Source organism: Microbacterium atlanticum, from assembly GCF_015277815.1.
In the GTDB taxonomy this organism is placed as follows: Bacteria; Actinomycetota; Actinomycetes; order Actinomycetales; family Microbacteriaceae; genus Microbacterium; species Microbacterium atlanticum.
This window is the reverse complement of sequence record NZ_CP063813.1, coordinates 2,300,656-2,315,207: the sequence shown is the minus strand read 5'-3', so window position 1 is coordinate 2,315,207 and position 14,552 is coordinate 2,300,656. Positions and strand designations below refer to the sequence as shown.

The following is a 14,552-nucleotide window of genomic DNA, read 5'->3' as shown; positions in this document are numbered from 1 at the left end:
TCGGCGTGTCTTGGCGAGTCGCGCGCGGGGACTGTTGTCGCGGGGACCGAAGGGCGCGAGGGGTCAGCCGATCGTCGGCACCGGCTCGGTGTCGGGGATCGGGCTCGCCCCCCGCGTCCGCAGATCCGGAAGGCCGCGGACGAAGGCGACGGCCACGACGAGCCCGAGACCGCAGAACGCCGCCGCTGCGACGTAGGCCGCGGTCACGCCGCCGGGGCCGTCGATGAGGAAGCCCGTGACCGCCGAGCCCACCGCCGCGCCGATGAGCTGGCCGGTGCCGACCCACCCGAAGGCCTCCGCCGTGTCGCTGAACTTGACGCTCGCCGTGGTCACCGCCGAGAGCACCGCGAGCGCCGGCGCGATGCCGATCCCCGCGACGAACAGCGTGGCGCCGATCCACCACACGTTGAGCCAGAGCGAGGTCAGCGCCAGCCCGAGGGCGACCACGCTCAGCCGGCGGGCCATCGCCCACGGACCCATCGGCAGGTGCCCGAACGCGAAGCCGCCGATGAGGCTGCCGACCGAGAAGACCGCCAGCACCAGCCCGGCCTCGAGCCCCCCGTGGTCGAAGGTCGCGACGACCGCGGCCTCCACCGCGGCGAACGACCCGATGAGGAGGAAGCCGATCACCGTCGCGATGAGGATCGCCGGGCGGGTGAGCACCGTGCCGAACGACCGCTTGCTGCGGGGGATACGGACCCGTCCCACCTCGGGCGACAGGATGAACCACGTCCCGCCCGACACCAGGATCAGCACCACCAGCACCAGCCCGGCCACCGTGCCCGCCTGCGTAGCGACGAAGGTGATGAGGACGGGGGCGAGGATCCAGATGACCTCCTGCAGCGACGCATCCAGCGAGTAGAGCGCGGTCAGCTGCATCGAGTTGACCATCTTCGCGTAGATCGTCCGCACGGCGGCCACGATCGGCGGCGTCGAGGCGCCGGCGAGGAACCCGAGCACGATGTAGACCGGGACGGGGACGATCAGGAAGGCGATGGCGGTGAGGGATGCCGCGCACACGGCCGTCGTCAGAGTCAGCACGCGCCGCATGCCCCAGCGGCCCATCCACCGGCTGGTGACGGGTCCGGCGAGGGCCTGGCCGATCGAGACGGCCGCCAGCACCACTCCCGCAGCACCGTACGAACCGGTGATCCCCTCGATGTGCAGGAGGATCACCAGGCTGATCATGCCGTTGGGGAAGCGGGCGGTCAGCTGGGCGGCGATGATGCGGGCGACGCCAGGGGTGCGCAGGAGTTCCCGGTAGCCGGCCACCTGTCAACGCTACGTCATGCGATGGTGTCCGGCGGAACCGCCGACGTCCTGCCCGGGGTGGGGCGGCGACACGCCGGCGACACGCCGAAGCGGCTCTCCACAGCCGAATCCGATGTCCGAGCCCGGCGATACGTTCGCGCTGTGGAGGAAGCCGGTCGCCGCAGCGCCGGACCGGCATGAATCAGGTGTTTTCCAGGCTTCGCCGGCTGTGGATGAATCGGTGGACAACCTGTGTTGTACGTGGGGAGAGCGGTGGAAAATCACACGGATGTAACTACTAGCCCTTGTGGTGCTATCGGATGTCGGTACCCATATGTAGTATTGGACTCCCGGCGGGGGGACTGCCGGAGAATCGCACCGGATGCCACCGGGGGAGCACTGAGGAGACGGAATCGACATGGCGATCACGGTTTACACCAAGCCCGCGTGCGTGCAGTGCACGGCGACCTATCGGGCGCTCGATTCCAAGGGGATCGAGTACGAGATCCACGACCTCTCGGAGGACCCCGCGGCCCTCGAGCAGGTCAAGGCGCTGGGCTATCTCCAGGCGCCGGTCGTCATCACCGATGAGGACCACTGGTCGGGCTTCCGTCCCGACAAGATCGACGAACTCGCGTCGCGACTGGCCTGATCGATGTCTGTCGTGACGCAGCGCGTCGCGACAGACGCGCCCCTGCTGGTCTACTTCTCGAGCGTGTCGGGGAACACCGCGCGTTTCATCGAGAAGCTGGGCGCCCGGGCGGTCCGGATCCCTCTTCTCACGTCGGATCCGCCGCTCGTGGTCGACGAGCCGTTCGTCCTCGTGACGCCCACCTATGGCGGAGGCCAGGGTCGGGGCGTCGAGAAGGGCGCCGTTCCGAAGCAGGTGATCCGGTTCCTCAACGATGAGCGGAACCGGCGCCTCATCCGCGGAGTCATCTCCGCGGGGAACACCAACTTCGGCGAGCACTTCTGCCTCGCCGGCGACATCATCAGCCGGAAGTGCCACGTGCCGCACTTGTACCGGCTGGAAGTATTCGGCACGCCTGAAGATGTGGAACGCGTGAACGCGGGATTGGAACGATGGTGGGAACTCTGACCGAGAGCGACTTCAAGACGCAGGCGCGGTTCGAGGGCATGGACTATCACGCCCTCAATGCGATGCTCAACCTGTACGACGCGGACGGGAAGATCCAGTTCGACGCGGACAAGCGCGCCGCGCGGGAGTACTTCCTGCAGCACGTGAACCAGAACACGGTGTTCTTCCACTCGCTCAAGGAGCGCCTGGACTACCTCGTCGAGAAGGAGTACTACGAGCCGGCCGTGCTCGAGAAGTACCCGTTCGAGTTCATCCAGCAGCTGAACGACTTCGCCTACGGCAAGAAGTTCCGTTTCGAGACGTTCCTCGGGGCGTTCAAGTACTACACCAGCTACACGCTGAAGACCTTCGACGGCAAGCGGTACCTCGAGCGCTTCGAAGACCGGGTCGTCATGACCGCGCTGGCGCTGGCCGACGGCGACCAGAAGCTCGCCACCGATCTCGTCGAGGAGATCATCTCCGGCCGCTTCCAGCCCGCCACCCCCACGTTCCTGAACGCCGGCAAGGCGCAGCGCGGCGAGCTCGTGTCGTGCTTCCTGCTGCGCATCGAAGACAACATGGAGTCGATCTCCCGCGGCATCAACTCCTCGCTGCAGCTGTCCAAGCGCGGCGGCGGCGTCGCCCTGCTCCTGTCGAACATCCGAGAGTCGGGTGCCCCGATCAAGCAGATCGAGAACCAGTCCTCGGGCATCATCCCGGTGATGAAGCTTCTCGAAGACAGCTTCAGCTACGCCAACCAGCTGGGCGCCCGTCAGGGCGCGGGGGCGGTGTACCTCAGCGCACACCACCCCGACATCATGCGGTTCCTCGACACCAAGCGTGAGAACGCCGACGAGAAGATCCGCATCAAGACCCTGTCGCTCGGGGTGGTGGTGCCCGACATCACCTTCGAGCTGGCCAAGAACGACGAGGACATGTACCTCTTCTCGCCGTACGACGTCGAGCGCGTCTACGGCGTGCCCTTCGGCGACATCTCGGTGACGGAGAAGTACCGCGAGATGGTCGATGACCCGCGCATCAAGAAGACGAAGATCAACGCGCGCGAGTTCTTCCAGACCCTCGCCGAGATCCAGTTCGAGTCGGGCTACCCGTACATCATGTTCGAGGACACGGTGAACCGGGCGAACCCGATCAAGGGCCGGATCAACATGTCCAACCTGTGCTCCGAGATCCTGCAGGTGAACACGCCGACGACGTTCCACGAAGACCTGTCATACGACCAGATCGGCAAAGACATCTCGTGCAACCTCGGCTCGCTCAACATCGCCCTGGCGATGGACGGCGGGAATCTCGCGCAGACTGTGGAGACCAGCATCCGTGCGCTCACCGCCGTGAGCGACCAGAGCCACATCCGCTCGGTCCGCTCGATCGAGGACGGCAACGACCGCTCCCACGCCATCGGTCTGGGGCAGATGAACCTCCACGGCTACCTCGCCCGTGAGCACGTCCACTACGGCTCCGAAGCGGGCGTCGACTTCACGAACATCTACTTCTACTCGGTGCTCTTCCACGCGCTGCGCGCCTCCAACCGGATCGCCATCGAGCGCGGCGAGGTGTTCGACGGGTTCTGGGACTCGAAGTACGCGTCGGGAGAGTTCTTCGACAAGTACATCGACCGAGCCTGGGTGCCCGAGACCGAGAAGGTCAAGGAGATGTTCGCCGGCCACCACATCCCCACGCAGGACGACTGGCGCGAGCTGAAGGCATCCATCCAGCAGCACGGCATCTACAACCAGAACCTGCAGGCGGTGCCGCCGACCGGCTCGATCTCGTACATCAACAACTCGACGTCGTCGATCCACCCGATCGCCGCCAAGATCGAGATCCGCAAGGAAGGCAAGCTCGGCCGCGTCTACTACCCGGCGGCGTTCATGACGAACGACAACCTCGAGTACTACCAGGACGCGTACGAGATCGGCTACGAGAAGGTCATCGACACCTACGCCGCCGCCACCCAGCACGTCGACCAGGGGCTGTCGCTGACGCTGTTCTTCAAGGACACCGCCACCACGCGCGACATCAACAAGGCGCAGATCTACGCCTGGCGCAAGGGCATCAAGACGATCTACTACATCCGTCTGCGGCAGATGGCGCTCGAGGGCACCGACATGTCCGAGTGCGTCTCCTGCACACTGTGACGCTCTGCCCTTCGACAAGCTCAGGGACCGAAAAGGACGAACGACGATGAGCGAGAAGCTCCAGCTCCTGGACCACGTCCAGGCCATCAACTGGAACCGGATCCAGGACGACAAGGACCTCGAGGTGTGGAACCGCCTCGTGAACAACTTCTGGCTGCCCGAGAAGGTGCCGCTCTCCAACGACATCCAGTCGTGGAACACGCTCACCCCCGAGGAGCAGACCCTCACCATGCGGGTGTTCACCGGGCTCACGCTCCTGGACACGATCCAGGGCACGGTCGGCGCGGTGTCGCTGATCCCCGACGCCCTCACCCCGCACGAGGAGGCCGTCTACACGAACATCGCGTTCATGGAGTCGGTGCACGCCAAGTCGTACTCATCGATCTTCTCCACGCTGTGCTCCACGAAGGAGATCGACGAGGCGTTCCGCTGGTCGGTCGAGAACGAGAACCTTCAGAAGAAGGCGCGGATCGTCATGGAGTACTATCGCGGCGACGAGCCCCTCAAGCGCAAGGTCGCCTCGACGCTGCTCGAGTCGTTCCTCTTCTACTCGGGCTTCTACCTGCCGATGCACTGGTCGAGCCGCGCGAAGCTCACCAACACCGCCGACCTCATCCGCCTCATCATCCGCGACGAGGCTGTGCACGGCTACTACATCGGCTACAAGTTCCAGCGCGGCCTCGAGACGGTCGACGAGGCCACCCGCAACGACCTCAAGGACTACACCTTCTCGCTGCTGTACGAGCTGTACGACAACGAGGTGCAGTACACGCAGGACCTCTACGACGAGGTCGGCCTGACCGAGGACGTCAAGAAGTTCCTGCACTACAACGCCAACAAGGCGCTCATGAACCTCGGTTACGAGGCGATGTTCCCTGCCACGGTGACGAATGTGAACCCGGCGATCCTGTCGGCCCTGTCGCCGAACGCCGACGAGAACCACGACTTCTTCTCGGGATCGGGCTCGTCGTACGTCATCGGCAAGGCGGAGGCGACCGAAGACGAGGACTGGGACTTCTAGGAGTTCCAGATCACGCTTCGCCCGCATAGGGCGGCTGAGAGGCCCGGACCCGCAGGATTCTGCGGGTCCGGGCCTCTTTCGTGCCTTCTCTCGACAGACAGAGGAGGACTCGGATGGACATCGATGGCCGTGGGTGAGTCCCATAGCGTGGTGTCACTTGGGCGTGACCGTCGCGATGCCGTCCACAGGAGCTCCTTTCGAGACGTTCCTGGACGCGAACATCACGGGCGAAGGCGGCGACGCGTCCGACGTGCAAGTCGTCATCGTGGCAGGCGCGGGGGTTCATTCCCAAATCCAGTGCCTTCACCGCCCCAGTTGTGCAGAACAACCCGAATCCAGTGGCGTCAGGATCGAGGCGGAATAGACCGCGAAGTGAGTTGGTTGTACATGCAACCGAATCCACTTCGCTCACCGGAGACATCATGAACCGCATCGAATCCTTCTCGCAGCCGGCGCCGGCTTCCGACCGGATCCTGAACCCGCAGACGGGGATGGATGCCGTCACCCTCCGCGTCGGAGACCTCGAGCTGATGTCGTCGTACTACGCCGGCGCCCTCGCTCTCGAGCCGCTCGAGGAGCGGACCCGAGGCCGGGAGGTGCACCGTGTGCTCGGCCGCGGCCGGACGCCGATGGTGCGTCTGATCGGCACGCCGGGACTGCCGGCGGTGGACCCGCGACAGGCGGGACTCTTCCACACCGCATTCCTCTTCGACGACCAGCCGTCGCTGGCAGCAACGGTGCTGCGGGCCGCGCAGGATCCGCGCAGCCGCTTCACCGGCTCCAGTGACCACCTGGTCAGCGAGGCGTTCTACTTCACCGACCCCGAGGGCAACGGGATCGAGCTGTACGTCGACCGGGACCGGTCGCAGTGGCGCTACGAGAACGGCGAGCTGCAGATGTCGACGCTGTACCTCGACCCCAACGCGTACTTGCAGCGCCACCTCCTCGACGAGGCCGCCGCCGGGTCGGTCGCGCAGACGGCCGGCAAGGTCGGGCACGTCCACCTGCAGGTGGGTGACATCGCCACGGCTCGCGCGTTCTACGTCGACGCGCTCGGCTTCGAGACCACGGTCGCCACGTATCCCGGTGCGCTCTTCGCCTCGGCCGGCGGCTATCACCACCACGTCGCCATGAACACGTGGAACAGCGGCGGCGCCGGCCCTCGTGGCGCGAGCCTCGGGCTCGGCGACGTCGCGATCACCGTGCCCAGCCGCGACGATCTCGACGCGCTCGCCGCCCGGCTGACCAACCGCAAGTTGCCGTTCGCTGACGACGGGCGTTCCATCGTCGTCGCGGACCCGTGGAACACGCAGGTCACCGTCGCCCTTCCCGGCGCCGACGTCGACGAGGTGCTCGCCCGATGACCCTCCACGCCGTCACCTCTCAGGATCTGCGAGCGGATGCTGCGCCCGCCGTCGCCGTCTTCCTCCACGGCTACGGCTCGAACGAGCACGACTTGGTCACGCTCGCGTCCGCGTTGCCGGAGGGCATGCCGTGGGCTTCGCTCCGCGGTCCGATCGCCCTCGCGCCGGCCACGCACGCGTGGTTCCGTATCGGAGAGCCGGGCAATCCCGACCCCATCGCTGTGGCAGCGGCCACCGCTGCGATCTGGACTTGGGCGGACGCGGCCCTTCCGGCGGACACACGCCTGGTGCCGATCGGCTTCTCACAGGGCGGGCTGATGGCGTCGCAGCTGCTCCGCACCGACCCGTCCCGGGTCCTCGCGCCTGTGATGCTGGGCGCATTCGTGCAGGCGGGGGAGCAGCCGGGCGATGCGCAGCTGCGCGAAACGCGTCCTGCCGCGTTCTCGGGGCGGGGCTCCGAGGACCGCGTCATCGCCGCCGCCGCGGTGGCACGGACCGACGCGTGGCTTCCCGCGCACACGTCCGCAGTCGCGCGAACCTATGCGGACCTTGCCCACGGCATCAACGCGCAGGAGCTGGCGGATGTGCATGCGTTCCTCGCGGCGGAGACGGCCATGGTGAACCTATGACCCGCAGTGTTGACGATCCCGCCACGCGGTTCGAGATCGGCATCTTCACGTTCGGTGAGCTGACCGCGGACGACACCGGCGCCCCGATCGCCCCACACGCTCGGCTCGCTCAGATCTTGGAGTGGGCCCGGGTGGCCGACGGGGCGGGCCTCGACGTGTTCGGCGTGGGCGAGCATCACCGAGCCGACTTCGCGGTGTCGTCACCGCAGATGGTGCTCGCCGCCGCCGCGACCCAGACCGAGCGGATCCGCCTGACAAGCGCGGTGAGCGTCCTGTCGAGCGCCGATCCGGTGCGGCTGTTCGAAGAGTTCGCGACCCTCGACCTGCTCAGCGGCGGACGTGCGGAGATCGCGGCCGGCCGCGGTGCGTACGTCGAGTCGTTCCCGCTGTTCGGGCAGGAGCTCGGGCGCTACGACGAGTACTTCGACGACCGACTCGGCCTCTTGCTGCAGGTGAGGGAGCGCGACCTCGTCACCTGGCAGGGCACGACGCGGACATCGCTGCGGGACGCCGGCGTCTGGCCACGTCCTCTCCAGGAGCGCCTGCCGGTGTGGATCGCCGTCGGCGGCACACCGGAATCAGCCGCTCGTGCGGGTTCCCTGGGACTGCCGATGTACCTTGCCATCCTCGGTGCACCCGCCCGCTTTCAGGCGCTCGCGGCGCTGCATCGGGATGCGGCGGCGCAGGCCGGGCACAGCATCCCTCGACTCGGGGTCACCTCTCACTTCCACGTCGCCGCGACCACCCAGGCTGCCCGCGACACGTTCTTCCCACATTACGCCCGCTACTTCGCGCAGAACATGCCGCGTGGTGGCCGATTGGACCGCGAGACGCTCGATGCCTGGGCGGGGCCGGGTGGCGCCCTCTTCGCAGGCAGTCCGGCCGAGATCGTCGACAAGATCCTGTGGGAGCACGAGATGCTCGGCCACACGCGATTCCTCGCTCAGGTCGGCCTCGGGGGGCTCAGCCAGCGAGACACGCTGCGCTCGATCGAACTCCTCGCGACCGAGGTGCTGCCGCAGGTGCGCGCCGCTACCGCGGGGCCGGCCGCCGCCTGACATGCGTTCGGAGCGGGCCACGGTTCTCGGTCTGGCCGTCGCTGTCTTCCGGGCCGAGTCGCGCGGGTCTGGTCAAGCGGCGACGCGCGCCGACTCGAGCCTTGCACGTGTCGCAGGGGAGATACGGTGCTCTTCGGTCGCGTCGAGGGTCAGCCGGCGCACCGTCTCTGCTCCGACGCCGCTGATGCGCGCGATGGCGCGGAGCGACATGCCTCGCGACTGCAGTTCGTCGACGATCTGAGCCGCCGCGTAGTCGGATCGACGTCGGGTCGCCGCCTCAACACAGGTCAGGTAATCCGCGGAGCCGGCGTGAGCACAACCCCCGCGTGAGCGGCACCCGGCGTCATGTCCCGCCATGCTCCCGTGCATCGGATCATCCGTCAGTGGGTGTCTTCGGCTTCGATCTCGGTCCGGTCCGCGGCGACCTGGCTGGCGACGCACGCGACCTTGCCCAACTGACTTCAGGGGGCGTCATCCTCAAGGGGCGGCGTCCCGCTGATCCCGTTCTGGGTCAGGGGACTGCGCGCTGCGCGGCGGCGAACCCCACCCGGCTCTGAGGGTCCAGCCGGCCGACGAGCGGCTCTAGGATTTCGACCAGGGCGTGGAGCTCCGCAGCCGATAGGCGATCGATGACGAGTTCCTTGACCAAGTCGATGTGCGCGGGCACCGCGCGGACCAGCTCCCGCCGGCCGGCTTTGGTGAGGCGGACGTTGACTACACGGGCGTCGTCCGCCCCACCGGCGCGCTCGACGAGCCCTCGCTCGGCGAGCTTTCCGACCACCCGGGACAGCCGCGGCATGGTGGCATTGACCGCTGCGGCGAGATCCTTTGTGCGCAGGGAGGACCTCTCCGCCTGCTGCAGGGTGCTCAGCACCATGAACTCGAAATGCGTCATGCCCGCATCGGATTGCAGCTGGGCATCCAAGGCTGCCGGCAGCAACTCCGCCGACCACACGAGGGCAAGCCAGGCTCGCGACTGGAGCTCATCCATGCGGGGAACCTGGTATGCCATGTCGCGGCGAGTCTATCGAGAGGACGAGCCGTATCCGCAGTGGCGACAGCCCGAGAGTCGATCGAAGTCGTGAATAGATGCAGCTACAACGAAGTTGGTGTAGTCAGTTGCAGATTCCGGGCCCGGAGACGTCCGCCGACGAGAACTGGGACTTCAAGGCCCCCACGGCCAGGCGCCCCCGCATCCCCCACCACTGGAAGGGGATGCCGGGGCGTTCGTCGTCACACCGTTGTCCGACGAATCGGGAACGGGGTAGCGTTGCGCTCGAGCTGGGGCGGGGTTCTGGGAACGGCCTCGCGCCAGCCGACTGGGGAATTCTGGGGCTACGCCACCGACCTTCCCCTCGCGCACCCCCCGGCGCAGTGGGGTCCCTCGGACGCTGCAGATAGCGCCTGTAGCGGCCGAGGGACCTGGGTCGCCCCGCAGCGGTGTCACACGCCCATTGGGGAGGGGCTCGGCACTGGGGATGCCTTCATGACGCGGCCGAACATGTGCGGGGGGAATCGACCCGGAGCCACAATACCGAGTCGGGGTCGGAATCGCCGGATCGGCGTGTGGGCGCGCCGCGCGGGGTGCCGCCCGTGGGTGGTGGCATCACGGTGAACTGGGCGTACTCGCGTAATAGATGCCGCCTCCCGCTGTCTCTACAGCGGGGGATGACGCCGGAGCCCCGGTCCGGCACCCCGGCCGCGAGTCCCGAGCCCGCGGCTACCGGGGGCGCCGACTTCTCGCGTCGGTCCCCCGGTCCTCACCCCGGTCGCTGCTCCGGCGCGTTCGCGGCATCCGTGTCACGATCGAGGTCACGACCGTCGGTCGGCTACCGGGTCGTGATGCTTCTCGGTTCCGCATCTGGCGCGTTCGCGGCATCACCGACACGATGGAGATCAGAACCGTCGATCCGCACCGTCGCGGGAGGTCTTCGTGAGTGCCGCGTCTGCTGTCACCCATCGCACCGTCGCGCTCATCGGAGGCAGCGGCGCCGGCAAGACCACCCTCGCCGAGGCCATGCTGCACCGCGCGGGGGCCATTCCGCGGATGGGGAGCGTCGAGAACGGGACGACGGTCTGCGACTTCGAGCCCGAGGAGACCGCCCGGAAGGTGTCGCTGGGACTGTCCCTGGCCTATCTCGAGTGGACGTCCGACGACGGGGTGATCACCGCGCTGACACTCGCCGACACACCCGGGCATCCCGATTTCGCCGGCGCGGTCGATGCGGCGCTGTCGATCGCCGATGTCGCGATGGTGGCGGTCAGCGCCGTGGACGGCGTGACCGCCGGTACCAAGGCGGCGTGGTCCGCCGCTTCGGCGGCCGGCGTTCCGTGCATCGTCGTCGTGACGCAGGAGGACCGCGCCCGCGCCGACTTCCGCCGCGTGCTGGCCGACCTGCGCAGCGCGTTCGACGCCAGACTGGTGCCGCTGGAGCTCCCGGTGGGCGAGGAGCAGGGTTTCCACGCCATCGCTGACGTGCTCGGCGAACACCTCCTGGTCTACGACGAGGTCGGGCGCCATCATGAGGAGCCGATCCCCGCCGACATGGCCGATGAGGAGCACCGGCTGCACCAGGACGCCACCGAGGAGATCGTCTCGCACGACGACGCCCAGCTCGAGGCCTACCTCGAGGGCGATGAGCCCTCTGCGCACGAGCTCGCACGCACCCTCGCAAGAGAGGTCGCCACCGGCGAGGCCGTGCCGGTGCTGCTGTGCTCCGCGGGCTCGGAGACGGGCGTCGATCGGGTCCTGGATCTGCTGTGCGCGCTGGCTCCGGCCCCGGGGACGAGAGACGGCTGGATCCGCATCGGCGTCGATCACGAGGGAGAGGGCGGAACCTCGCAGGCGGTGTCGATCGACGCCTCGGGCGAGCCGCTGGTGCACGTCTTCCGCACCCTCGCCGATCCGTTCGTCGGGCAGATCGCCATGCTCAAGGTGCTCTCCGGGGTGCTGCGCCCGGGAGATCGCCTGCACAACGCCACGACCGGCGCGGACGAGCGGATGCCGGCACTCTTCCGGCTCCGCGGAGCGGAGCACCTCCCCGCCGACGCCCTGCGGGCCGGTGAGGTCGGGGCGGTCGCCAAGCTCGCCGGAACACCCTCCGGCTCGCTGCTGTGGACCAGGCCGCGCACGGGCGCGCGGCCGGGGCGGCTGCCCGCCCGCCACCCGGTGTACGCGGTGAGCCTGCAACCGGTGTCGCAGTCCGACGATGCGAAGCTGACGACCGCGCTCGCGCGACTCGTGGCGGACGACCCGACGCTCGTGGTCGATCGCGCCGGCGGCGCCACGATCCTGCGCGGACTCGGCGACACCCACGTCGCCGTGGCCGTGGAGCGTCTGGCGCGGGTGCTGGGCGTGCATGTGACGACCTCGCCGGCGCCCGTCGCGTACCGCGAGACCATCGCGGGGACGGTGAGCGCCGAGGGAAAGCTGAAGAAGCAGTCCGGAGGTCATGGGCAGTTCGCCGTCGTGCAGCTGCGCGTCTCGCCTCTTGAGCCCGGGGGCGGGTTCGAGTTCCAGGACTCCGTCGTGGGCGGCTCGGTTCCCCGCTCCTACATCCCGGCGGTCGAGAAGGGGGCGCGCGACGCCCTGGCGACCGGTGGCCCGCAGGGCCATCCCGTCGTCGATGTGCGCGTCGAGCTGTACGACGGCAAAGCGCACTCGGTCGACTCGTCCGAGATGGCGTTTCGAACCGCCGCCTCGCTCGGGGTGAAGGCGGCGCTGGCGCAGGCGGGCACCGTGCTGCTGGAACCGGTGTCGAGCGTAACCGTCACCGTCCCCGCGACGCTGCAGGGCCCGGTTCTGACCGATCTCGCCAGTCGCCGGGCCCGCGTCGGATCGACCGAGCGCAGCGACGACGGCCGCGCGCGCATCCGGGCCACGGTGCCCGACGCCGAGCTGCATCGTTACGTGCTCGATCTGCGCTCGCTGACCGCGGGTCAGGGTGAGCTCGAAATCGTGCCGGACCGCTACGAGCCGACGAACGGCATGCGCTGAGCGAACCCCACCGCTGACCTCCTCCTCATCGTCCGATGGCGGGCACCGCCACGACGACACGACACGATCGGCCGAATGCGTGACAGCGGGCCGTCGGATTCCTACAGTGGTCACAGCGACGTCGACTGGGGGAGCGACGGGGCGAAGTCCCACGCGGTGGAAGGGGAGCGGGCCGGAGATGCACTCGGAGTCGAAGGGCGCCGCGACGACCGCCGCGCCGGTCACCCGCACCACGCTGATCTGGTTCGGCTTGGCGTTCGTGCTGCTGTCGTTCTTCGCCGCCTTCCTGGGGTCGTGGCTTGCGAGATCGGTCGACACCGCGGCGCCCGCGCCCACGCCCACCACGACCGCGACGGCAGTCACCCCCGATTACGAGGAGGTGATCGCCGACATTCTGCCTGCGGGGTCGGCGGTCCGTGCAGGATCCGGAGCCCCGGAGCCGGGGAAGGGGTATGAGGGGGATGTGTACATCGACATCCTCACCTCCGACCTCTACCTCTTTCAGGAGGACTGGACGCTGGTGGCGAACCTGCGCGCCGAAGCGGCGGAGAACCTCACCGGCGCCCAGGGGCCTCAGGGCGAGCAGGGCGCTCAGGGCGAGCAGGGCGCGCAGGGGGAGCAGGGAGCCCAGGGCGAGCAGGGAGCCCAGGGCGAGCAAGGGGCTCCCGGCGAGCCCGGAACCCAGGTGCTGCTGGGCACATCGGAGCCGGAGCCCGACACCTGCACGACGGACGGCGACGTCTTCATCGACACCGCGACGGTGCAGTTCTACCAGTGCACGGCGGGCGCGTGGGTGCTGTTCGGACCGACGCCGGCTCCCCAGGCATCGGAAGAGGGGTAGCTCAGCGCCTGGTCGACGCGGTGACGGTGAACTTGCTGTTCCGTGCGACCTGCGCCGTCGCGCCGACGATGCGCTCAAGGGCCGGACGGTAGCGCAGGCCGGAGTTCCAGACCGCCCACAGCTCCCCGCCCGGTTGGAGGACGCGCGCCGCCTCCGCGAACATCGCCGGGGCGATGCCCTCGTGCACGGCGGACCCGGAGTGGAAGGGCGGGTTCAGTGCGATGAACGTCGCACTCCGGTCCGGGCGTGAGCGGAGCATGTCGTCGCGGACCACCGCGACCCGCTCGGCGACGCCGTTGGCCGCCGCCGTGGCGGCGGCGGACGCCACCGCGACCGCCGACTGGTCGGTGGCGATGACGCGCAGTCCCGGGTTCCTCCGGGCGAGGGTCGCTGCCACGACACCGGTGCCGCAGGCGAAGTCGATGGCCTCGAGGAGGCTCGCTTCCACGCGCGGAAGGTGCGCGAGGAGGAGCCGGGTGCCGATGTCGATCGAGGCGCCGGCGAAGACGCCGCCGAAGGCGCAGACGACGAGGTCGTCGTGCACCTCCACGCGCGGCTGCGGGAGCCCGCCGGCCCTCGGCTCGCGCGCCGCGAGCACCCGGGACTTCTGGCGTGCCCGACTGACGTCGAGCCGGCCGAACCGCTCGCGCAGGACGTCGTTCATCGCGAGCGTCATGTGCTTCACGCGCCCACCCGCGAAGACCCCTACATCGGGTGCGGCGTACGCCGCGATGAGACCGGCGATGTCGCGCAGGGCGTCGAGCGAGCGCGGCAGGCGCAGCAGCACCACCCGCGCACCGCGCACGAGGCGCGGCTCCAGCGGGAGAGACGTGAACGCGTCCGTCCACCCCCATCGCGCGGCGTTGGCGGCGAGAGCCAGCTCTCCGGTGAGGGGATCCTGATGGACACGGATGCCACGCCCGCCCTGGTCGACCGCGCCGAGCGTGAGAGCGCCGTAGCCGTCGCCGATGACGACGATCTCGCCGTCTGCCGCCCGGCGGCGGGCGGCGGCGGACTCGTCGAGGATCAGCCGGTCTGCGGCATCCGCGGCCACGAGATCGGGCGCCTCGACGTCGGGCCAGCGTCGCAGGCCGTCGAGCGAGAACGTCACGGTCCCACGGTAGCGGTCGCTCGTCGAGCGGATCCGCCGCCCG

General features: G+C 68.6%; 12 protein-coding genes. 9 read left to right on the top strand and 3 right to left on the bottom strand.

Annotated features, from left to right (window positions below):
- Positions 1-63: 63 nt before the first annotated feature.
- Positions 64-1,272, bottom strand: a complete 1,209-nt coding sequence (locus IR212_RS10540; protein WP_194395880.1) for an MFS transporter — start codon at positions 1,270-1,272, stop codon at positions 64-66.
- A gap of 397 nt (positions 1,273-1,669) precedes the next feature.
- On the opposite strand from IR212_RS10540, the gene nrdH reads away from it, so the two are divergent.
- From nrdH to IR212_RS10505, 7 genes are all read left to right on the top strand, one after another.
- Positions 1,670-1,903 (top strand): glutaredoxin-like protein NrdH, encoded by a 234-nt coding sequence (gene nrdH, locus IR212_RS10535; protein WP_116196298.1) that lies wholly within the window; start codon positions 1,670-1,672, stop codon positions 1,901-1,903.
- Between the two features lie 3 nt (positions 1,904-1,906).
- Positions 1,907-2,350: a class Ib ribonucleoside-diphosphate reductase assembly flavoprotein NrdI gene (nrdI, locus tag IR212_RS10530; RefSeq protein WP_194395879.1), complete on the top strand. Its 444-nt coding sequence runs from the start codon at positions 1,907-1,909 to the stop codon at positions 2,348-2,350.
- Complete coding sequence (gene nrdE / locus IR212_RS10525; protein WP_194395878.1) at positions 2,335-4,488, top strand: class 1b ribonucleoside-diphosphate reductase subunit alpha; 2,154 nt, start codon at positions 2,335-2,337, stop codon at positions 4,486-4,488. Before nrdI ends, nrdE begins: the two co-directional genes overlap by 16 nt.
- A 46-nt stretch (positions 4,489-4,534) precedes the next feature.
- Positions 4,535-5,509, top strand: a complete 975-nt coding sequence (nrdF, locus tag IR212_RS10520) for a class 1b ribonucleoside-diphosphate reductase subunit beta (protein WP_194395877.1) — start codon at positions 4,535-4,537, stop codon at positions 5,507-5,509.
- Between the two features lie 422 nt (positions 5,510-5,931).
- Entirely contained in the window at positions 5,932-6,873 is a 942-nt protein-coding gene (locus IR212_RS10515; protein ID WP_194395876.1) for a VOC family protein, read from the top strand.
- Positions 6,870-7,502 carry an alpha/beta hydrolase gene (locus IR212_RS10510; RefSeq protein ID WP_194395875.1) on the top strand — a complete coding sequence of 211 codons (633 nt, stop codon included), beginning with the start codon at positions 6,870-6,872 and terminating at the stop codon, positions 7,500-7,502. The genes IR212_RS10515 and IR212_RS10510 overlap by 4 nt, the downstream gene beginning before the upstream one ends.
- Positions 7,499-8,560, top strand: a complete 1,062-nt coding sequence (locus IR212_RS10505; RefSeq protein ID WP_194395874.1) for an LLM class flavin-dependent oxidoreductase — start codon at positions 7,499-7,501, stop codon at positions 8,558-8,560. Before IR212_RS10510 ends, IR212_RS10505 begins: the two co-directional genes overlap by 4 nt.
- 511 nt (positions 8,561-9,071) lie before the next feature.
- Here IR212_RS10505 and IR212_RS10500 read toward each other — a convergent pair.
- Entirely contained in the window at positions 9,072-9,572 is a 501-nt protein-coding gene (locus IR212_RS10500) for a MarR family winged helix-turn-helix transcriptional regulator (protein ID WP_228479267.1), read from the bottom strand.
- 921 nt (positions 9,573-10,493) lie between these two features.
- Here IR212_RS10500 and IR212_RS10495 point away from each other — a divergent pair.
- Together IR212_RS10495 and IR212_RS10490 are read left to right on the top strand one after the other, a co-directional pair.
- Positions 10,494-12,557, top strand: a complete 2,064-nt coding sequence (locus tag IR212_RS10495) for an elongation factor G (RefSeq protein ID WP_194395873.1) — start codon at positions 10,494-10,496, stop codon at positions 12,555-12,557.
- A 178-nt stretch (positions 12,558-12,735) separates the two neighbouring features.
- Positions 12,736-13,398 carry a collagen-like protein gene (locus IR212_RS10490; RefSeq protein ID WP_194395872.1) on the top strand — a complete coding sequence of 221 codons (663 nt, stop codon included), beginning with the start codon at positions 12,736-12,738 and terminating at the stop codon, positions 13,396-13,398.
- Position 13,399: 1 nt separating this feature from the next.
- Here IR212_RS10490 and IR212_RS10485 read toward each other — a convergent pair whose 3' ends face one another.
- Positions 13,400-14,509 (bottom strand): class I SAM-dependent methyltransferase, encoded by a 1,110-nt coding sequence (locus tag IR212_RS10485; protein WP_194395871.1) that lies wholly within the window; start codon positions 14,507-14,509, stop codon positions 13,400-13,402.
- Positions 14,510-14,552: the final 43 nt, after the last annotated feature.

What these genes read in the sequence shown, in the direction of transcription:
- IR212_RS10490 (WP_194395872.1), top strand. Translation starts at nt 12,736, where the DNA reads ATGCACTCGGAGTCGAAGGGCGCCGCGACGACCGCCGCGCCGGTCACC.
- IR212_RS10505 (WP_194395874.1), top strand. Translation starts at nt 7,499, where the DNA reads ATGACCCGCAGTGTTGACGATCCCGCCACGCGGTTCGAGATCGGCATC.
- IR212_RS10500 (WP_228479267.1), bottom strand. Translation starts at nt 9,572, where the DNA reads ATGGCATACCAGGTTCCCCGCATGGATGAGCTCCAGTCGCGAGCCTGG.
- nrdE (WP_194395878.1), top strand. Translation starts at nt 2,335, where the DNA reads ATGGTGGGAACTCTGACCGAGAGCGACTTCAAGACGCAGGCGCGGTTC.
- IR212_RS10515 (WP_194395876.1), top strand. Translation starts at nt 5,932, where the DNA reads ATGAACCGCATCGAATCCTTCTCGCAGCCGGCGCCGGCTTCCGACCGG.
- nrdI (WP_194395879.1), top strand. Translation starts at nt 1,907, where the DNA reads ATGTCTGTCGTGACGCAGCGCGTCGCGACAGACGCGCCCCTGCTGGTC.
- nrdF (WP_194395877.1), top strand. Translation starts at nt 4,535, where the DNA reads ATGAGCGAGAAGCTCCAGCTCCTGGACCACGTCCAGGCCATCAACTGG.
- nrdH (WP_116196298.1), top strand. Translation starts at nt 1,670, where the DNA reads ATGGCGATCACGGTTTACACCAAGCCCGCGTGCGTGCAGTGCACGGCG.
- IR212_RS10510 (WP_194395875.1), top strand. Translation starts at nt 6,870, where the DNA reads ATGACCCTCCACGCCGTCACCTCTCAGGATCTGCGAGCGGATGCTGCG.